The organism is Enterococcus rotai (assembly GCF_001465345.1).
GTDB classification, from domain to species: Bacteria; Bacillota; Bacilli; order Lactobacillales; family Enterococcaceae; genus Enterococcus_L; species Enterococcus_L rotai.
Genome location: NZ_CP013655.1, coordinates 3,648,192 through 3,668,816, shown reverse-complemented (window position 1 = coordinate 3,668,816; position 20,625 = coordinate 3,648,192). Strand labels below are relative to the sequence as shown.

The 20,625-nt window shown below is 36.0% G+C and carries 18 protein-coding genes; 11 read left to right on the top strand and 7 right to left on the bottom strand.

What is annotated here, in order from left to right; translation table 11 throughout:
• Positions 1-12 precede the first annotated feature (12 nt).
• The 3 genes from ATZ35_RS16390 (at position 13) to ATZ35_RS16380 (ending at position 2,559) form a co-directional block, all read left to right on the top strand.
• Positions 13-705, top strand: coding sequence for a 5'-methylthioadenosine/adenosylhomocysteine nucleosidase (locus ATZ35_RS16390; RefSeq protein ID WP_208928179.1), 693 nt, complete (start codon positions 13-15; stop codon positions 703-705).
• Between the two features lie 27 nt (positions 706-732).
• Positions 733-1,281: a cysteine hydrolase family protein gene (locus tag ATZ35_RS16385; protein WP_208928178.1), complete on the top strand. Its 549-nt coding sequence runs from the start codon at positions 733-735 to the stop codon at positions 1,279-1,281.
• A 177-nt stretch (positions 1,282-1,458) separates the two neighbouring features.
• Positions 1,459-2,559, top strand: a complete 1,101-nt coding sequence (locus ATZ35_RS16380; RefSeq protein ID WP_208928177.1) for a low temperature requirement protein A — start codon at positions 1,459-1,461, stop codon at positions 2,557-2,559.
• A 44-nt stretch (positions 2,560-2,603) separates the two neighbouring features.
• Here the strand turns inward: ATZ35_RS16380 and ATZ35_RS16375 are convergent, their stop codons facing one another.
• Genes ATZ35_RS16375 through ATZ35_RS16360 form a run of 4 tightly spaced genes read right to left on the bottom strand, consistent with a single transcriptional unit; the run spans position 2,604 to position 4,514 of the window.
• The gene (locus ATZ35_RS16375) at positions 2,604-3,077 is read right to left on the bottom strand and encodes a GNAT family N-acetyltransferase (protein ID WP_208928176.1); all 474 of its coding nucleotides are present in this window, start codon (positions 3,075-3,077) and stop codon (positions 2,604-2,606) included.
• Positions 3,068-3,343, bottom strand: coding sequence for a GIY-YIG nuclease family protein (locus ATZ35_RS16370; protein ID WP_208928175.1), 276 nt, complete (start codon positions 3,341-3,343; stop codon positions 3,068-3,070). The genes ATZ35_RS16375 and ATZ35_RS16370 overlap by 10 nt, the downstream gene beginning before the upstream one ends.
• Entirely contained in the window at positions 3,333-4,067 is a 735-nt protein-coding gene (locus ATZ35_RS16365) for a tRNA1(Val) (adenine(37)-N6)-methyltransferase (protein WP_208928174.1), read from the bottom strand. Before ATZ35_RS16365 ends, ATZ35_RS16370 begins: the two co-directional genes overlap by 11 nt.
• A gap of 30 nt (positions 4,068-4,097) precedes the next feature.
• Positions 4,098-4,514 (bottom strand): GNAT family N-acetyltransferase, encoded by a 417-nt coding sequence (locus tag ATZ35_RS16360; RefSeq protein WP_208928173.1) that lies wholly within the window; start codon positions 4,512-4,514, stop codon positions 4,098-4,100.
• Positions 4,515-4,673: 159 nt separating this feature from the next.
• Here ATZ35_RS16360 and ATZ35_RS16355 point away from each other — a divergent pair, with 159 nt between their 5' ends.
• From ATZ35_RS16355 to ATZ35_RS16340, 4 genes are all read left to right on the top strand, one after another.
• Positions 4,674-5,294 carry a lysophospholipid acyltransferase family protein gene (locus ATZ35_RS16355; protein ID WP_208928172.1) on the top strand — a complete coding sequence of 207 codons (621 nt, stop codon included), beginning with the start codon at positions 4,674-4,676 and terminating at the stop codon, positions 5,292-5,294.
• 199 nt (positions 5,295-5,493) lie between these two features.
• The gene (locus ATZ35_RS16350; protein WP_208928171.1) at positions 5,494-6,633 is read left to right on the top strand and encodes an exonuclease SbcCD subunit D; all 1,140 of its coding nucleotides are present in this window, start codon (positions 5,494-5,496) and stop codon (positions 6,631-6,633) included.
• Position 6,634: 1 nt separating this feature from the next.
• Positions 6,635-9,778: an AAA family ATPase gene (locus ATZ35_RS16345; protein ID WP_208928170.1), complete on the top strand. Its 3,144-nt coding sequence runs from the start codon at positions 6,635-6,637 to the stop codon at positions 9,776-9,778.
• Between the two features lie 20 nt (positions 9,779-9,798).
• Positions 9,799-12,996 carry a DEAD/DEAH box helicase gene (locus tag ATZ35_RS16340; RefSeq protein ID WP_208928169.1) on the top strand — a complete coding sequence of 1,066 codons (3,198 nt, stop codon included), beginning with the start codon at positions 9,799-9,801 and terminating at the stop codon, positions 12,994-12,996.
• 49 nt (positions 12,997-13,045) lie between these two features.
• On the opposite strand, the gene ATZ35_RS16335 is transcribed toward ATZ35_RS16340, so the two are convergent.
• Together ATZ35_RS16335 and ATZ35_RS16330 are read right to left on the bottom strand one after the other, a co-directional pair.
• Complete coding sequence (locus ATZ35_RS16335; protein ID WP_208928168.1) at positions 13,046-13,756, bottom strand: HAD family hydrolase; 711 nt, start codon at positions 13,754-13,756, stop codon at positions 13,046-13,048.
• Between the two features lie 518 nt (positions 13,757-14,274).
• Positions 14,275-14,622 carry a hypothetical protein gene (locus tag ATZ35_RS16330; protein WP_208928167.1) on the bottom strand — a complete coding sequence of 116 codons (348 nt, stop codon included), beginning with the start codon at positions 14,620-14,622 and terminating at the stop codon, positions 14,275-14,277.
• 271 nt (positions 14,623-14,893) lie between these two features.
• Between ATZ35_RS16330 and ATZ35_RS16325 the strand changes: the two genes are divergently transcribed.
• Entirely contained in the window at positions 14,894-16,609 is a 1,716-nt protein-coding gene (locus ATZ35_RS16325) for an ABC transporter ATP-binding protein (RefSeq protein ID WP_208928166.1), read from the top strand.
• A gap of 37 nt (positions 16,610-16,646) precedes the next feature.
• Here the strand turns inward: ATZ35_RS16325 and trpS are convergent, their stop codons facing one another.
• A complete protein-coding gene (gene trpS / locus ATZ35_RS16320) occupies positions 16,647-17,663 on the bottom strand; it encodes a tryptophan--tRNA ligase (protein ID WP_208928165.1) in 1,017 nt (338 codons plus the stop codon).
• A 363-nt stretch (positions 17,664-18,026) separates the two neighbouring features.
• Between trpS and spxA the strand changes: the two genes are divergently transcribed.
• From spxA to ATZ35_RS16305, 3 genes are all read left to right on the top strand, one after another.
• On the top strand, positions 18,027-18,425 hold the full coding sequence (gene spxA, locus ATZ35_RS16315; RefSeq protein WP_010760718.1) for a transcriptional regulator SpxA: 399 nt from the start codon (positions 18,027-18,029) through the stop codon (positions 18,423-18,425).
• A gap of 256 nt (positions 18,426-18,681) precedes the next feature.
• Positions 18,682-19,332: an adaptor protein MecA gene (locus tag ATZ35_RS16310; protein WP_208928164.1), complete on the top strand. Its 651-nt coding sequence runs from the start codon at positions 18,682-18,684 to the stop codon at positions 19,330-19,332.
• A 92-nt stretch (positions 19,333-19,424) separates the two neighbouring features.
• Positions 19,425-20,615 (top strand): competence protein CoiA, encoded by a 1,191-nt coding sequence (locus ATZ35_RS16305; protein ID WP_208928163.1) that lies wholly within the window; start codon positions 19,425-19,427, stop codon positions 20,613-20,615.
• Positions 20,616-20,625 lie beyond the last annotated feature (10 nt).

Genomic DNA, 20,625 nt, shown 5'->3' with positions numbered 1-20,625 from the left:
GAGGATGTCACAATGAAAATTGGAATTATCGGTGCGATGGATCAAGAAGTAAAAATCTTAAAAGAGGGCTTATCTGATATGCGTTCTTGGGAAAGAGCAGGTGCAGTATTCGTTTCAGGTTCTTTAGGTCGTCATGAAGTGATCGTTGTCCGTTCTGGAATTGGGAAAGTGTTATCTGCAGTTACAACAACCTTGTTGATTCATCAATATGGTGTGAACATGGTGATCAACACAGGATCTGCTGGCGGTATCGGTCAAGGCTTAGCTGTAGGTGATGTCGTGATTGCCGATAAATTAGCGTATTTTGATGTAGATGTCACAGGATTTGGCTACAAACCTGGTCAATTGCCTGGTATGCCGTTATATTATGAATCAAGTGATTATTTAAAACTGGAAATGAAAAAAGCGGCTGAAAAGACAGGTATGTCGATCCGTCATGGATTGATCGTAACTGGGGATTCATTTGTGAATGACAAAGAAAAAGTCAAAGAGATCATCCACGAATTTCCTGAAGCATTAGCTTGTGAAATGGAAGGTGCAGCGATCGCTCAAGCAGCGGCACAATTCAATATTCCATTTTTAGTTGTTAGAGCAATCAGTGATACAGCTGACCATGAAGCGTCACAAACATTTGATGAATTTATTGAAGAAGCGGGAGAAAAGTCAGCTCAAATGGTGATTCATTTTGTAGAGCACCTTGTCTAGTCGATTATACGAATTGGAGGTCTTAGAATGAAGGCATTGATTTCGATTGATTATACAAATGATTTTGTCGCAACAAAGGGTGCTTTGACCACGGGAGCTGCTGGACAAGCAATTGAAGAAGCAATCGTAATGGTGACAAAAGAATTTACTCAAAATAAAGATTTCGTCGTTTATGCGATTGATAGGCACGACCAAAAAGATCCGTATCATCCAGAAAATGCTCTGTTTCCACCTCATAATCTCGCGAATAGTTCTGGTCGAAATCTGTATGGGAAACTTGCAGAAGTATATGAAAAAAGCCGTGAAAAAGCTAATGTTTATTGGATCGATAAACGCCACTATTCAGCTTTCAGTGGAACAGATCTAGATATTCGTTTGAGAGAAAGAGGCATTTCAGAAGTTCATTTAGTGGGTGTTTGTACAGATATTTGTGTATTGCATACCGCTGTGGATGCTTATAATTTAGGTTATAAAATCGTGATCCATAAACATTCCGTTGCAAGTTTTGATCCAGTTGGTCACGAATGGGCTTTGAACCATTTTAAACAAACCTTAGGTGCGGAAATAATAGAATAGCAATGTTGCGTTGTCTCTCATTTTTTGGATTTAGAGTCTGAAACAAAACGGATAGTAAGTTTTGTTTCAGGGCTCTTTTTTTGACGACAAAAAGTCACTATTTTTGTATTAACTAGACCAACGCGATTATAATAAAACTAAACGATGATAACTATCAATCAGAATGGAAGTGATCGAATGCAGGTACTAAAAAAAGAGGTTTCCGAGTTCGAACTGTTTTATGATTTGATTTTTGCTTATGCCATTAGTCGGATTGCATCAATCTTGTTTGTTGATGCAAATCAAGTGTTATCTTTCCAAAGCCTAGGTGAATTTTTAATGTTGACGCTGGTATTTTGGACGATTTGGACCTATCAAACCGTTTTTGCTAATCGCTTTTCTATCAAAAATAAGACCAGTGCATTGTTTTTATTTTTTGATATGTTCTGGGTGATGGTTTTGGCTCAATCAATCAATGTGGATTTTGAAAAGACCCAGTTTACTTTTGCCGGAGCTACATCGATCTTATTTTTTAGCATTGCGTTACAGTATTATTTAAAAATGAGAAGTACAGAAGATCTTGTGGTCAAAAAATTATGTTATCAGCTGGCAATTATTTTATGTGCAAGTGGGTTGATCGGTTTTATTACCATTTTACCTTGGGGGACCTATGCAATTCGCTTTGCCGTATATGCTTTTTCAATTTTTATTACAGCCTTTTTCCCAATTGTAATGAAAAAAGCGTTAGAAGATTTTCCCACGAATTTTGGTCATTTGACGGAACGTTATAGTTTATTTACGTTATTATTATTTGGTGAAGCAGTGATTGCTGTGGCGAGTACATTTGCCTTTAATAAGATCAGCATTGGCAGTGTTTTGTTCTTTCTATTAGTTGTGGTGATGTTTCTCTTTTATAATGCTGTATACAAATCAGGGATTGACCGGGAAAAGTCGACAGCGGGCTTAGTATTGATCCATTCTCATTATTTTGTTTTTGTTGGTTTAGGACTGTCGATCGTTTTATATGAAAACTATGTAAATGGCGAAATTCAACCGCTATTCTTTATTTTATGTTTGGCAGTAAGTTTGGTATGTTTCTTGGGTGGAAGTATTGTGAATGTGGTTGTTTATAGCAAACGAGAGCATAACTATCTTCCCTTTATTAGTAAAAGTGTCTTGTATTTTGTAGCTTGGATCGTGGCAAGTTTACTATTACAAGATTTTATAGTACCATTTTTATTCGTTAATATTGTATTTCTACTATTCTTACTTTATAAAGTTAAACAAGAGCTTAGATAGATGAGCTATAAAAATCCTCCGTTGAATGAATGACGGAGGTTTTTTTAACATCGCTTTTCCATCCGAATATAGCCGTTCTCATCTTCAATGCCTTCAGCATGTTTTAGCTGATACCCTAAATGTAGATAAAATTCTTTGGCAGTTCTAGATGCAGGAACTTCGATTCGATTCGCTCTAAGATAAAATTCATCTTGTTCAAGGTACTTCATAATAGCTGAACCGATCCCTTGTCCATGGAATTCTGGTTGAACAAACAGACTCAAAATAATACTTTCCGTTTGACTATTCCAAAATGGACAAATCGTTCCTGTACCGACTAGAGTATCATTTATTTCAGCTACATAAGTATGACCAAATATTGCTTGAGTAGAAATTTTTTCTGGCGTATATTCAGCGGCTAATTTGTGCATCTGGACAAGTGGATAGTCGTTACTGTTTATTTCTAAGAAGTTTCTTTTTAAGAGCAGGGCAATTTTAGGCGCATCATTATTGTTGAATGGTCGAATGATTAAGGCCATTTTTTTACTCCTTTCTCTCTTAAATAAGCAATTTTATGCTTTCTTGTTAATTTTTTAAACGCATATTCTGCTTTAGTCGCATCACTGCGGCTAGTGAATTTTTCGATATGGATCATTTTAGCAGGTAAGCGGGAGGAAAGTCGTGTGTATTTTGCCCCTATACCACTATTATGTTCTTTTAATCGTCGCGCGGGATCAGTTGTGTAGCCACCGTAAAAAGTATCATCTTTGCAGTGCAGTACATAAAAATAATGATCAGTTTCCATACAACATCGCCTTCATTTCTGGTGAGTAGTTATTTTGTTCATCATACGTGAACAAGGGTGGTAAAACCCGAAAGCCGTCTTTTTTCCCTTGTTTGATTCCTTCAATCAACAAGGTGTTTGCTTCTTTACCGACTTTAGGATAGACGAAACGAACTCGTTTGGGTGCAATATGGGCAGATTCCATTGCGTGTAAAATGTCTAAAAAGCGATCAGGACGATGAACCATTGCCAAACGACCATTTGTTTTTAGTAGTTTTGCGGAGACTTCAACGACTTCGGTTAATGTAGTATGAATCTCATGGCGAGCGATCGCTAAATGAGGGTTAGGATTTTTTTGACTAGTAGGCAGCTCTTTGAAGTAAGGGGGATTACACAAAACTAAATCAACTGAGTCTGGTTTAATTATGGTAGTTGCTTGTTTTAAATCCAGTTCAACCATCGACAGTTGCTCTTCCAATTGATTTAGTTGAATACTTCTTTGACCCATATCAGCTAGACGCTCTTGCAGCTCGATTTGCGAGATTTTTGCATTAGTTTTGCGACTAGCAAATAAACCAACGGCTCCATTTCCAGCACAGAGATCTACAATACTGCCATTTTTAGGATATGCTGGGAAATTTGCTAGTAAGACAGCATCGATGGAAAAAGAGAAAACTTCTTTGCTTTGAATGATTTGAATATCATCTGCAAATAGTTGATCGATTCGTTCGCCTGGTAATAACATGTATGATTCATTCCTTTAATTTTTCTTGCGTTAAATTTGCTTAACTAAATAATATTTTGTGGTTCCAACAAAAGGCGTATCAGCTAGTTGTCCAAAAACGTGATAGCCCTGTTTTTCATAGAATGTTTTTGCTTGATAATCTTGAGTATTGATTGTGATAAGTGTTGCACCTTCTTGTTTAGCAAAAGTTTCGGCTTTTTTTAGTAACTGTGTACCATAGCCTTGATGACGGTAGGATTTACTGAGTGCTAATAGTGAAATATGGGTAGCGTTCATCCATTTATTCGCTGTAATGCCACCGATATATTGATTGCCATCATATAGTGCTAGTGAAAATGCTCTATTTTCTTCGACAGGAACTTTTTTGACTTCTACTTGATTTTCAGAAAGTAAATCAATCAGGCAAGCTTCGTTTTCCGTAATAGCAAGTGGTTTAAATTCGATCATAAGTGGCACCTCCAGTTTTTCATAACACTCTTTAATGGAACATAACATATCCTTATATTATACTACGATTAAGATACAGAAGAAACCTATGAAAAAAGACTTGTCAAAAGCAACAGTTTTCGGCATACTTATAGCTAGTGAAAAGAAAGGAAGAAGACTATGTTTTTTACGTTTATGCGTGGCGTTGTCCGGGTTGTTTTATTGATTATCAACGGCAATGCACACTATGAAAAGAAAGACCGTATTCCTCAAAATGAAAATTTTATTTTAGTTGCTCCTCATAGAACCTGGTGGGAGCCGTTATATTTAGCGGTTGGCGGATCACCAAAAAAGTTTAGTTTTATGGCGAAAAAAGAATTATTTAAAAATCCATTTTTAAGTTTTATTTTAAAACATGCGAATGCCTTCCCAGTAGATCGGGAAAAACCAGGTCCAAGTGCCATCAAAACACCTGTGAAAAGCTTAAAAAATACTGATTTAAGTTTAGTGATGTTTCCAAGTGGAACACGTCATTCGTCTGAGTTAAAAGGCGGCGTTGCCTTGATTGCAAAAATGGCGAAGGTGCCAATTGTTCCTGCAGTTTATCAAGGACCATTAAAATTGAAAGATTTATTTAAACGTCGTCGTGTGACCGTTCGTTTTGGTGAACCGATCGATGTAAGTGATATTGTTAAGATGGATAAAGAGGGTATTGCAGAAGTTGAACGTAGAATGCAGGCTTCTTTTGATACTCTAGACAAAGAAATCGATCCTAATTTTAAATACGAAGTACAAGAATAGAACATAACGAATCAAAACAAGCATAGTTTTGGTTCGTTTTTTTGATTAGCTCGATCGTTAATCAAGGTTCAAATTAATCCTATTTAGACCCGTTAAGGCATAATTTTTTGGCAGTAATTAAAATAGGATACATTTGAACAATATATTTCTCCATAAATTTGGTATAATAGTAAGAAGGACTTTTTTAGGTGGTGGGAAAATGCGTTTTTTACATACAGCAGATTGGCATATTGGTAAAAAATTACATGGCTATGATTTATTAGAAGAACAGACTGATGCATTCAAGCAGATTTTAATGATTGCTAAAGAAGAACAAGTGGATGCAATCGTTGTAGCGGGCGATTTGTATGATCGTTCAGTTCCCTCAGTAGAAGCAATCGAGGTCTTTAATCGGATGATCGTAGAAATGAACTTGCAGGAAAAATTTCCTGTGTTGGCAATTTCTGGAAATCATGATAGTAGCACTCGTTTAGAGACGGGAGGACCATGGTTTATTCAATCGGATTTTCACTTGAATACGCGTCTAGACCAAGCGTTTCAGCCAGTGGAACTGGCGAATACACAATTTTTCTTATTGCCATATTTTGAACCAATTTCAGCTCGTTTGTACTTTGATAATGAAGAGATTCGGACGATTGAACAAGCAATGAAGGAAGTCATTGCAGCAATGGAAAAACAATTCAAGCCTAATATGGCCCATGTTCTGGTTAGTCATTTTTTTGTCGCTGGCAGTGAAAAGTCTGACTCAGAAACCAAACTGATGGTTGGTGGTTTAGATACAGTTCCATTGTCATTATTAGAATCATTTGATTATGTCGCATTAGGTCATTTGCACGGAAAAAATGCGTTGCAAGCTGAAAATGCTCGTTATAGTGGATCACCACTAAAATTTTCTTTGTCAGAAATGAACCAGAAAAAAGGGGTTTGGATCGTTGACGCTCGAGTAAATGAGACGACATTTGAGTTTAAAGAGATCACACCACTAAGAGATGTGTTGCAAATCGAAGGTAGTTTTAAAGAGCTGACGACACCAGAAATTTATGAGGCGATCAATCGTGAAAATTATTTACATATTCAATTAACAGATCGCGCTGTGATTCCAAATATGATGAATCAGCTGCGGCAAATTTATCCGCGAGTGATCGGTGTTGAGCGTCTATTTGGAAGAGAAGAGCGACAAAAAAGCAATAAAGCCAAAAAAGAGATCAAAACCTTAGCGCCAACAGAGTTAGTTGACCAATTCTTTTCAGAAGTAACAGGAGAGGAATTGACGGCACAACAACAGGTATGGATCAAAGAAAATCTAGCAGATATTCATCAAGCAGAAAGAGGGAAATAAGTTGAAACCATTAGCACTAACATTGAAAAACTTTGGACCTTATATTGATGAAATAATCGATTTTACTAAATTTGAAGATTCATCTTTATTTTTAATCAGCGGAAAAACAGGTTCTGGTAAAACTACGATTTTTGATGGGATGAGCTATGCTTTATTTGGCGAAAGCTCAGGGAAATTACGGCAAGGAAAAGAAATGCGTTCAACGTTTGCTGATCCATCGGAGCCGACAGAAGTGCATTTGGCTTTTTCTCATGGCGATTATTTTTATGATATCACGAGAAAGCCAGAACAAGAGCTGTACAAAAAACGTGGTGACGGTACTAGGACTCAAAGCGCAAAGGTTTCATTGATCGTTAAAGATCATGCTGGCAAAGAGCTGAGAGAGTACACGAAAAGACGAGAAGTTGATAATTTTATCCAAGAGCTTCTACATTTAGATGCGACTCAATTTGCGCAAATCGTTCTTTTACCGCAAGGAGAATTCCGCACCTTTTTGATTGCCAATAGTAATGATAAAGAAAAAGTTTTGCGTAACTTGTTTGGCACGCAATTGTATCAGACCTTAAATGAACAGCTAAAGCTACAACTGAAGGTAGTGAATAAAGACATTGAGGGAACACAGCAGACGATCCAAGCAAAATTGGATCAATTATATTGGCAAGAGCCATTGTCAGAAGAATTGACGGTAGAGCAACAATTAACCGCATTAGCTCAGCAACAAGAGACACTAACTAAGCAACAAGAAACTGAAAAAACTGCATTATCCAGTTTGCAAAAACAAAAACAGCAAAAAGAACAAGAAAAGTTTGCTTTAGAAGAACTAGCTAATGAATTTACAAAACAAAGTCAACTAAAAAAACAAAAAGAAGAGCTAGATCAAGCAGCTATTATGATCGAAAAGCTACGCTCAGAAGAGCAACAACTTCAATGGGTGCAAAAGCATCAAAGCATGATTGAAAAAATCGATGAAAAAACCAAATTGATTTCAAACTATGATCAAGAACTAAAAACAAATCAAAACGAGCAAGTAACGCAGCTACAATTGATCCAGCAATTGGAACAAAAGCAAGAAGAAAATCTTAACCGAGCTACTGAAATGAATGCTCTAAAAGAACAAGTAACCAAGCTGAAATTTCAACTTCCTTTATATGAAGAAAAGGAAAAAGTAGCAAGCAAAATTGAACAGGCTCAGATTGAGTTAGACCTATTAGCAACTCAGCTTACAGCAATAAAGAAAATCCAAGAGAGCGCTGAGCAAACCTATCAAAAGGAACTTGTCGTTATCGAAGGAAAAGCCCAAATTGAAAAAAATCAATTGGAACTAGAGCGACAACAGGATCAGTGGCTGACTTTTATAGAAAGCTGGGAAAAACAGCAACAACTTGAAACAAAAACAAGCAACATGATAGAGCAATTAACCGCAAAGGAAGCAGAACTAAAAGACGCGGTGCTTAAAAAAGAGGCGATCTACCATCAAGTTGCGCAACAAAAAAGTCAGTGGGCTAAGATGCAAATTAGCCGTTTAAGTTTATTTTTAGTAGATGGAGAGCCTTGCCCAGTCTGTGGCTCTATGGAACATCCAAGTCAAAAAGAACATCAAGAGTTTACATTAGAGGAAATTCAATCAATTGAACATCAACTCAATGTAATTGAACAGACTGCTCAAAAACAAGAAGCGAGCGTTGCTAAATTAGAAACTCAAGCGGCTCAAATGAAGCTTGCTGAACAAGAATTACAAAAGGAATTAACTCAACAAAAGAGCAAGGTTAGTTCATTATTTGAACAACTACAAGAAAAACAAGTCATTACCTTACAGGCACCGTTAAATTCAAAAGAAATCGACCAATTGACCACTGATTTAAATAGTAGAGCTGACCAACTCAAATTTGAATTAGACCAAATCAAAACTGCTGAAGCTAGCCTTATTGAGATAGAAAAAACAGTTAAAGCGCAACAACAAAAAGTTCATGAACAAGAAAAAATCGTTATTGAAAAACAGCAAGAGCAAGCAACCAATCAAACAAAACTAAAAACAATCTTAGAACAATTGAACGATGAAACACTTTCCTTAGCTGAAATAACAGAAAAACAAGAGCAACTTGAACAACAAGTTGCACAGTGGGAACAACAAAAACAAGAAATTGAAACGCAACTAGCAAACGTAAAAGAGCGTCGCTTACTACTAAAAAATAGTGAAAAACACCTAGAAAAAGAGCAAGCGACAAACCTAGCTGAAAAAATATCATTAGAGCGACAGTTGACTAAAGCGTTAAAAGAGTCAAGCTTCGATTTAGACGAGAAAGTTGTACGAGTTTTATTGAGAGAAGTCCCTAAATTAGAAGCTATCAAAGAAGAACTAACTGCATTTGATAAGAAAAAGGATCAGCTGACATTTCAATTGATAGAACTAGAAAATAAATTGGCAAATAAAGCGAAACCAGAGCTAAGAAGTTTGTTAGAGGAAATTGAAGCATTAACAATCTCGCTTCAAACGAAAGAAGCTAATTATTATCAACAACAAGAAAAAATCCAAGCAAACGAAAAAATTCAAAAACAAGTCAAAGAATTGATCGCTTCAATCGAACAGCAATGGGAATCAGTGACAGCTTTGCATCAATTGGCAACCACTGTCAATGGGGATAATCCCAGAAAAACTAGTCTTGAAAGATACGTGCTACAGACCTATTTGGAAGAAGTTTTAAAAGTTGCAAATCAGCGTTTAGGCTTATTGACGAAAAATCGTTATCAATTTGAATTGAATCAGGATTCCGGGAGTTTTAAAAATCAAACTGGGCTTGAAATCAATGTGTATGACGATAATGCAGGGAATGCACGTAGCGCTCATACCTTGTCAGGTGGAGAAAGCTTTATTGCAGCCCTAGCATTAGCCTTATCTCTTGCAGAAGTAATTCAAGAGCAAGCTGGTGGTGTTTTAATCGAAGCGCTCTTCATTGATGAAGGGTTTGGCTCTTTAGATGAAGAAGCCTTGGAAATGGCGATGGAGGCATTGGAAACAATCGAAAACGAAGGAAGAATGATCGGTATTATCAGTCATGTAAGTGAATTAAAAGCAAGAATTCCACAACAATTACAAATCAAAACAAATGGAAATGGTCAAAGTCAAGTGACCTATCAAACGGCTTAAACAGCCTAGGAGGTGAGAACATGAAGTGGAGTATTCCAGAGCGAATTGTTGAACGAGGTCGAGAATATATGAAAGAAGGCAGAGTCCTGTCAGTTGTTCAAGACTCTGAACGTAAAATATGGCATGCGGAAGTCTTAGGCAATGAACTATATCGGGTGCAATTAGACGGTACAGCCAAAGAAAATGATATTTGTGAATGTCCTTATTGGAAGGATCATGGTTATTGCAAACATACAGTTGCCGTCGAATTATATTTACGTCAAAAAGGAACTGCTCGAATCATAAAGGCAGACCAACCTGTTACATTTGAAAAACGAGCTTTATCAATCTCAGAAATGTTTACGAAAGGTTTCGCTAAATTAAATCAGTTAGAGGAAAAAACGACTATTACACCGTTGACTGTCGAGTATATCGTTGATGTAATTGAAACGAATAGTTATTATCCTGAATTGGCCGTTTTAGGGATTTCACTGCGACTTGGCTTCCAAGGCGTTAAACCGAAAACCTATATCATTAAAAATATTGGTGAATTTTTTCAAACTTTTCAAAAAGAAGGCACTTTTTTGATCAATAAACAGCATCATTTTGATTTAAAGAAAGAAGCTTTTCCAATTGAAAATCAGGAGTTGTTAGAGCAATTAGCAGCGATCTATCAAACAAGTCAATTATTAGGTGCCAATGGACTTCAAGTTAAAGGGAAGATCGATAAGCGATATCTCGTTTTACCAATCGATCAAGGTCAAACACTACTTGAAAAAATGAGTAAAACCCCTCATTTTCAATTAAATGATGAAGGCAAAAAATATCGACATTTGTCCTTTGTAAAAGGATCGTTACCGATTTACTTTAGTCTGAATAAGCTAGAAGATAATCATTACCGACTAACGATCGACGACCAGTTGACCACCTTTTTAGCCCACTATCAATGGGGCTTTAGTCAAGAGCAAGTTTTTATTTTTACGCAAGAGCAAGAAGCAATTTATACGACATTACTGCAATTATTAAAGCGTGTGGAAAAACCAGAGATTCTGTATGAAAAAAATGAATTATCTGATTTATTTGGTTCAGTCATTCCTTTGTTGAAAAAAATTGGAACAGTTTCTGTTAGTGATGTGGTGGCAAAAGAAGTGGTTTATCATCCTTTAGAAACGATTTTCATTTTCCGTAAAATTAAAGGAATGATCAAAGTACGGGTAGACTTTACCTATGGAGCAGTCGTCTTTTCAACGGATAAAGAACATTCAGTTGCATCAGATGATAATCAGGAGGTCGTGCGCGACAGTAAGAAAGAACAAGAAATTTTAGAGCAATTAGCAGCTTTTTGTTATCAAAAAACAGCAGATGGCTATGAAAAAGCATTACCAGCCGGTGAACGGTTATACTACTTTTTCAAAGCAGAAGTACCGACTTTTCGACGTTTGGGAGAAGTTCGAATGGGCAAAAAACTACGAGAACTGTATTTAGATGCTGCCCATCATCAACCATTGATTGAAGTGTCTGATTCAGATTCTTGGTTAGATGTTCGTTTTGATGTCACAGGTATCGCTGAACAAGAAATCGATGCGGTACTGGCTAGCTTATTACGTAATGATCGTTTTTATACGTTGGAAACCGGAGAAGTCTTATCATTAGATTCGGAAGAATTTCAACAAACCAGTGAAGTCTTAACCATGTTGAGGCAAAATATGAAAAACGTTCAAGGAACGATCCAAGTACCACGAAACCAAGGACTAATGATCGAAAATATGCTGGAAAACAATAGTCGTGCGCATTTTTCAGATTCTTTTAAAGAAATGGTTTCAAATTTGACTCATCCGGAAGAGTTTGCAGTAACGTTGCCTGAAAATATTCAAGCGACTCTTAGAACCTATCAAATAGATGGATTCAAATGGTTAAAAATGCTTAGCTATTATCAATTTGGCGGTATTTTAGCGGATGAAATGGGGCTGGGGAAGACTTTACAAACGATCACCTATTTATTGTCTGAAAAAGAGGAACAAAAACAAAAAGGAGCTGCACTGATTGTGGCACCTGCTAGTTTGATTTATAACTGGGCAGCGGAAATCAAAAAATTTGCGCCAGAATTGCAAGCCGAAGTTGTTGCTGGAAATAAATCAGAACGTGAGCGGCTAGCTAATCAAGTGGGATTAGACATTGTGATCACTTCGTATGCTAGTTTAAGACAAGATATTGAGATGTATCAAGCTTTAAATCTGGGTTACTTGATTTTAGATGAAGCTCAAATGGTAAAAAATAGTGCGACAAAAACAGCACAAGCACTAAAAAGCTTGACCGTTCCTCAACGGTTTGCCTTAAGTGGGACACCAATCGAAAATAATATCGATGAATTATGGTCGATTTTCCAAATGATTTTGCCAGGATTATTTCCGTCTAAAACTTTGTTTAGATCGATGAAACCAGAAGAAATCGCTAAAATGATCCAACCGTTTATTTTAAGAAGAGATAAGAAAACGGTACTGGCCGACTTGCCTGATAAGATTGAAAGTAACTTGTACAGTGTTCTGACAGAAGAACAAAAAACAGTTTACCTGGCTTATCTGAAACAAATGCAAGAAGATGTCAGCCAAATGGACCAAGATTCCTTCAAGAAAAATCGTTTAAGTATTTTAGCTGGTTTGACTCGTTTACGTCAAATTTGTTGTGACCCTAGTTTATTCATTGATGATTATACAGGTGGCTCTGGAAAATTAGAGCAAGTTAAAGACTTACTAGTAGCGGCTAAAGAAAATAATCGACGAGTCTTACTTTTTTCACAGTTTACAAGTATGCTGTCGATTATCGAAGAAGAATTAACTGAATTAGGTTTAACGACCTTTTATCTACGAGGCAGTACAAAACCAAAAGAACGGATGGCTATGGCGGATGCATTCAATGCAGGTGAAAAAGATGTCTTCTTGATTTCATTGAAAGCTGGGGGAACAGGCTTAAACTTAACGGGTGCTGATACCGTGATTCTTTACGATTTATGGTGGAATCCAGCAGTGGAAGAACAAGCGGCTGGGCGCGCCCATCGAATCGGGCAAAAGAATGTTGTTGAAGTCTGGCGCATGATTGCTGAAGGAACTGTTGAAGAAAAAATGGATTCCTTACAACAAGAAAAGCGTGAGCTATTCCAAAAAGTAATTCAAGGAAATGAGGAGCAATTAGCCAAAATGACGGAAGACGATATTCGAACGATTTTGAGTATTGGTGAATAAAAAGAGCTTGGAGCATACCACTGGTATGCTCCAAGCTCTTTTGGATTTATTATGAGAATAATGATTGGATTGTTGGGAAAAGGTCTTCAAATGAAGTGACTTCTTTCAGATGATGTGCTTTTTTACCATCTGGTATTTCTCGTAAGCGGTGGTTGAACCATAAAGATTTCCAACCACCGTTGGTTGCACCGACAATATCGTTTTCAAAACTATCACCAACATATAATGTATGGGCGCATTCCATATTAAATTCTTTAGCAGCAAGGTCGAAAATTTCTCTCTCTGGTTTCTGGAAACCAGTGCTTTGGGAAATAATAATATTATCAGTAGGAACCCAATTTTCCAATTGAAGTTGTTTCACTTTTTTGAATTGATGATCTGTTGGACCATTTGTGATGATTCCCATCGGAATATTGTTTTCCTTTAAGAAATCGAACACTTTTTTTACTTCTGGATGCATTACGATATTATCCAGCTCTTCTTCATATGTTTTTTGAAAAATCAGCCCGTTATCTTGTGAAACACTTGGATAATTTAGGTCTTTTAATGACTCGTTAATTCGATAAAAGCGCATAAAATCTAGTGTCCAATCATCAGACATGACTTTGGGAAAAGTTTCATCACTATGAAAGCGAAAGCGAATATATAGCGCATGCATATCCTCAGGTTTTACATCTGGAAATACTGCGTTTATTGCATTTCTAAATGGTTGTTGCTGGTCATAAATCGTATCATCTACATCAAAAACAATGGTTTTCATTAAAAAAATTGCACCCCTTATTAATTTTCACAAAAATTTTCTGAATCCTTTTTCATTGTAGCGAAGTTCTTCACAAAAGAACAGAAAGAAATTTTTAATATAGATTAGAATGCTGTCAGGAAGGGGCTCTTAAAAAGTATGTTGGGGTAAATAAAATCATAAAAAATACATACGCTAAAAAATTCACTTTCATGATCAGAAAGCGAATAAAAAAACATATTTTGACAATTTGTTCTTCAAAAAAGTACTATCGATAATACTTTTTTGAAGTGGTGAAAAAACCCTACATTTAGTATAATAAAAACAGAAACACCGATCAGGCCTATCTTCCCCAAGACATAAGCAACTCATCGGTGTTTTTAATGATGTACATGTATATGTCTAATTTAACAAATTGCTTGCTGCTTTTCAAGTTATTGACATAACAGCAATTGGAGTTTTTCAAAATGTCTAAAAAACTGGAGAGAATGTCTTCTCCCCAGTTTGAAAACTCATTATTTACGATGTCGTTATCGTTGTTATTTTCTTTTTTTCGTATCCCCAATCACGAAAGTCGCCCCAAAAATAATTGACAATACAGACCAAATATATAGATCTCCATAGCCACCAGCAAGTAAGAAGGCTATAATCCCTCCAGCAATATAAAATCCAGCTGCGACAAAACCACCGTTACCAGACGAATTTCTAGTTGCAATCGCGACAATTCCAGCGACTAATAAACAGATAGCTAACAACATACCAGCGCTTCCGCCAGCTTCCCCATTATTACTGATACTGTTTGATAATCCGGCAACGCAAGATTGGAATAAAACTAATAATGATAAAATAATACTGATAATGCCAATCACTAATTTAGATGTTTTCACTTGAACACTCCTTATAATAATCAATATTGACTGTATAGTTAATTATACAACCCTATATATAATATAGTTAAAAGAACTTTTTTTCAATATGAATTTTGGTGATTATTATTCTATTTGGGGCTGTTTTTACCTTAAAATGAATAGAAATATGTTTTGAGCGGTTTTATGCCCAAATTTAGCGTTATTTTCTTACAATTTTATGTCTTTCAAACTTTGCATCCTATCATTCTTTGCGTATAATGGTGGTAGTGTCGAAAGAAAGAGGGAGATTATGTTAAAACGATTTTTTAGTTATTATCGACCATATAAGCACTTATTTATTTTAGATTTTGGTTGTGCAGTTTTAGCTGGTTTACTGGAATTATCATTTCCAGTAGTGGTAAATCAAGTCATTGATAAAATCATGCCTAAAGGAAATTTCCGATTGATCGCATTAGCGTGTCTAGGGTTGCTTTTATTTTATATACTTAACACTATTTTACAGTATATTGTGGTCTTTTTCGGTCATAAATTGGGGGTCAATATTGAAACAGATATGCGTCGCGAATTATATGGACACTTACAGACGCAACCGTTTGAGTATTATGATAATCAAAAGACTGGGAAATTGATGAGCCGGTTGACAACCGATTTATTTGAAATCTCAGAAGTTGCTCATCATGGTCCAGAGGATGTATTTATTACAATCATGACGCTAGTAGGCTCTTTTTATTTGATGCTGAGAATCCATGTACAACTGGCTCTGGCAACATTTATCGTCTTGCCGTTCATCACAGTCGCATTAGTCTTTTTCAATAAAAAGATGACAAAAGTCAATACCAAAATTTATGACAATCTAGGTGACTTTAATGCAGGTGTTGAAGCGTCAGTTAGTGGTATTCGTGTCACACAATCTTTTGCTAATGAACCATTTGAACGTCAGCGCTTTGAGGGATTGAATCAGGCATATCGCCAATCAAAAATTACCTTCTATAAAGTGATGGGGATCAGTTCAGCATATAATTACTTTTTGATTCGTTTGATCAATTTGTTTACACTGATTTTTGGGGCTTATTATACAATCAAAGGTGAGATCACTGATGGGCAATTTGTTGGATTTATTCTATTATCCAATGTTTTTGTTCGTCCAATCGAGAAGGTCAATAATATGATTGAAAGCTATCCGAAAGGGATTGCTGGTTTTAAACGTTTTACGGAAGAAATCGATAAGAAACCGACCATTGAAGACAAAGTTAATGCGATTTCTGTCGATCATTTACATGGAGATATTATTTATGATGATGTTTCATTTTCGTATGCTGACTCAACGAAAGTTTTAAACCATATCAATTTGCAGATTGTTCCTGGTGAAACGGTTGCTTTTGTGGGACAAAGCGGTTCAGGAAAAACGACACTATGTAACTTGTTGCCGCGTTTTTATGAAGTGACAGAAGGAAAAATCACAATAGATGGCATCGATGTTCAAGATATGACATTGGCTTCTTTAAGAAGTCAAATTGGGATCGTGCAACAAGACGTATTTCTATTTCCAGGAACGATTCGAGAAAATATTGCGTATGGTAAACTTGATGCCACTGAAGAAGAGATCCAAAGAGCTGTTCAGTTAGCTCATTTGGAAAAAGTAGTGGATCAAATGTCTGAAGGTTTAGATACGATGATCGGTGAACGTGGCGTCAAACTTTCCGGTGGACAAAAACAACGTGTAGCGATTGCACGAATGTTCCTAAAAAATCCACCAATCTTAATTTTAGATGAAGCAACTTCTGCCTTAGATACCGAAACAGAGCAAGTGATTCAAGAGTCTTTGAATTCATTAGCGGAAGGACGGACAACATTGATCATTGCCCATCGTTTGGCAACGATCAAACATGCGACAAGAATCATCGTTGTTAGTGATCAAGGCATCTTAGAAGAAGGAACTCACGAAGAATTATTAGCAAAAGGTGGGCATTATCGTCGATTGCACGATGCCCAATTTAGAGATTAACAAAAAGCCAAGCTGATTCGTTCAGCTTGGCTTTTTGTTAATTTCTTTTCCGTGGTTTTCTACCTAAACCAATCGCATTTTTCATACGTTGTAAGGTTTTATTGGCAACCAGACGAGCTTGTTCAGCTCCAGTATCAAGAATATCATCTAATTCATCAGAGGCTAATAATTCATGATAGCGCTCTTGAATCGGGGTAAGGAGCTCAACGACAGCTTCTGCTAAATCTGTTTTAAATTCGCCATAGCCTTTTCCAGCATACGCTGTAGCCAGTTCTTCAATTGGGCGACCTGTTGCAGCAGAGAAAATACTTAGCAGGTTGGAAATACCAGGTTTGTTCTCTGGATCATATTCAATGATCCCCGTTGAATCAGTGACAGCTGATTTGATTTTTTTACGGATTATATTTGGTTCATCCAACATAGAGATGAATCCTTTAGCATTTGTATCTGACTTACTCATTTTTTTAGTTGGATCTTGTAAGCTCATTACACGTCCGCCTTGTTCAGCGATTTTAACCTCTGGAAGCACTAGAATTTCTTGATTCGCTTGTCCGTAGCGTTTATTGAAGCGTTCAACAAAATCACGTGTTAATTCCAAATGTTGCTTTTGATCATCACCAACAGGAACTAAATTGGCATTGTACAAAACAATATCTCCGACCATCAATGGTGGATAAGTCAAAAGTCCGGCACTAACACCTGTCCGGCCATTTTTTTGAGATTTGTCTTTAAATTGAGTCATCCGTTCTAACTCACCAATCGTTGTGTTACATTGAATGATCCATGCAGCTTCAGCATGAGCTGAAACTTCTGATTGAATGAAGATTGTTGCTTTTTCAGGATTGAGTCCTACCGCTAAATACAAAGCCGCTAAACCACGTGTCTGTTGTCGTAATTTTATAGGATCTTGAGGGACTGTTATAGCATGTTCATCAACAATACAAAAATAACAGTCATAGTGATTTTGTAAATCAATAAATTGTTTCATTGCACCAATATAATTTCCAATAGTTGGTGTACCGCTTGGCTGAATGCCAGAAAATATCGTTTCCATAAAGTAACCACCTTAATCAATTAATAAAAAGTCATTGATATCATTATACCGCTAAAAGAAAAAAAAAACAGGATTACTCGAAAAAAATAAAATGTCAGAATTTTTAGACTAGTACAGTTATAGCAGTCTGTGAACGCTGTATCATTTTTATTCGTTTTGAAAACGTTATAATTTTATGTTGAAAAAAGGTTCGCTTTATTTCAATATTTAAAAAAAACTTGTAAAATAACGAAAAACTATGTTTTTTTTTGGAAAAAGAGCTAGTATTTTTATTAGAAGTTGGGTATACTAACATTAAATAGGAAAACAGTTTGATTTCCTGTTTCAAAACAGTGATGAAAATCACAAAAAGGAGTGATGCACATGTTGACACTTTATACTTCCCCAAGTTGTACGTCTTGCCGTAAGGCTCGTGCATGGTTGCAAGAACACGAGATTCCATTCAAGGAAAGAAATATTTTTTCAGAACCATTGAATATTTCTGAATTGAAAGCAATTTTGCGAATGACAGAAGATGGAACAGAGGAGATTATTTCTACTCGTTCTAAGGTTTTCCAAAAACTTAATATGGATTTGGATGAACTTCCGTTGCAAGACTTGCTAGAGTTAGTAAAAGAGAATCCTGGATTGTTGCGTCGACCAATAATGATTGATGAAAAAAGATTACAAGTTGGTTTTAATGAGGATGAAATTCGACGTTTCTTGCCAAGAGGAGTTCGGCAGTTGGAATTACGTCAAGCGCAATTGATGGCAGGTTTATAAAATGTACAGGAGAACCTTTGTCCTTGTGACAGAGGTTTTCTTTTTCTATTTTTCTTTACATAGTAAATGATTTATTGATTTTTTGTAAATATTTATAAAAAAAGTGCACATAGGTTTGTAAAACCAGTTTTAAGGAATATACTAAGACAACAGTTTATTTAGGAAGATTGTTACTTTTCCCTTTACATTTGGCGTGATTCCGCTACAATGTACGTAAGAATAAGTTTCCTGATTAGCAAAAGTGAGGTGTAGCGACATGGAAATGGAACATATCAATGAAAATACCATACGTGTGTTGATCGGCAATGAAGATCTAGCAGATAGAGGCATTACCTTTTTAGATCTACTTGGCAACCACAAAGAAGTAGAAAATTTTTTCTACAGTATTTTAGAAGAAGTTGATGTGGAAGATGAATTTCAAGGCAGTGAAGCTGTTACCTTTCAGGTTCTGCCAAAAAGTGATGGGTTAGAACTATTTATTAGTAAGAATGCCTCGATCGATGAAGTATCTAATTTTGAAGGCTTCAGTGATTTAAATTCAGAAGAAGTTAGTAATATAATTCGTAAACAAATCGAAGAAGATTTTGCTGATGAGACGCAAGAATTTGCTGATAACACAGTTAAAAGTTTAGTATTTGAACTGAACGATTTTGATACAATGGTTCAACTGGCAAATGAAGTTTTCTTACAGTCTGTGATAGCGAATCTATATACATTTAAAGGGACGTATTATCTCCAAACTATTTTCTTATTAGATGAATTAGGAAAAAATGATGTAGAAAATGAATTGGCTCAATTATTGGAATATGCTAATTTATCTGCTGTTACATCTGAAACCTTGAATGAATATGGTACATGCATCATGGAACGTAATGCTTTAGAACTAACAAGATATTACTTTGAATAATTTAAAAACTGAGACAAACGATTATCGTTTTGTCTCAGTTTTTTTGCTGAAAAAGCATTTTTCTTACGTATCTTCATTATGAGGTGAGTGATATGTTGAGTGCGTATTCAAATAACAAAGAAATCATAACACTATTGAATTTATCTAGAGAAAAAATCGAACAGTTAAAAACAGAACACTATTTTTGTCCTGCGTGTGATCATCCTGTCAGGATAAAAAATGGCAAGGTAAAAGTCCCACATTTCTCACATTATAATCAAAGTGCTTGCAGCGTTTATTCAGAAGGTGAGACGATTGAACATCTAACGTTAAAAGAGATGTTTGTTCGATGGTGTGAGCAAGAGGGCCTTTCTTATGAATTAGAAAAATATCTACCTGCTTTACATCAGCGGCCCGATATTTTAATAGGTAATATAGCTGTGGAAATTCAATGCAGTTCTCTAAGCATTTCAAGATTAGTAGAACGAACGCGTAGCTATCAGGAACACGGCTATATCCCACTTTGGATCTGCGGTAAAAAGTTATTCTCAAGGCATCATAGTTTAAATGAATTAGCCAAAAATTTATGTTATTATTCTGAAAAATTAGGCTTTTACTTATGGAGTGCGGACTGGGAGCAAGCAGAGTTAACGCTGCATTTCCATATTGAAGAAGATTGGAAAAAAATGCTGTTTGCTTCAAAGAAAACGTGGTCTTTTTACAGTGAGTCATTGATAAATATCGTTCATTTTCCCACTAAAGGTAATATTCATAGTCAGCGTAAATATAAAATAGGTGAGCTATTACATAGTTATTACTCTGACTTGAATAAAAAATTATATCGACGAGATGAGAAAATCCGAGTGATTCAAGCTGAATTATATAACAATCTTTTTCATCTGATTCAATTACCAAATTGGTTTTATTATCCAGGTTTACACATTTTCTGCTGTAGGGGATCAGACCTCTTGTTAAAAGTCCGAATTTGGAAATTGGTACAGTTTTTTGATCAGAATGTTATTAGCCATTTTGAGCTGATCGATGTGCTAGAAAAAGAGTTAGCAAAAGGAAGTGAGTTATTTTACGAGCTACCTAATATCCCTCATAAAGTTATCCAAGCTTATTGTCTGAACCAGGTATTCAATTATCTGATCGATTGTCATCATTTAATTAGAGTTCCAACAGGTTGGAAGGTCAGTCTTGGGCAACGAGATCAAAGCACCTCAACTATTTTAGAATGGTTGAAAAGAATTGAAAATAACTATCTAATCACTGCTACTCCATTAAAAAATGTGATAAGATAAGTTTGTTGTA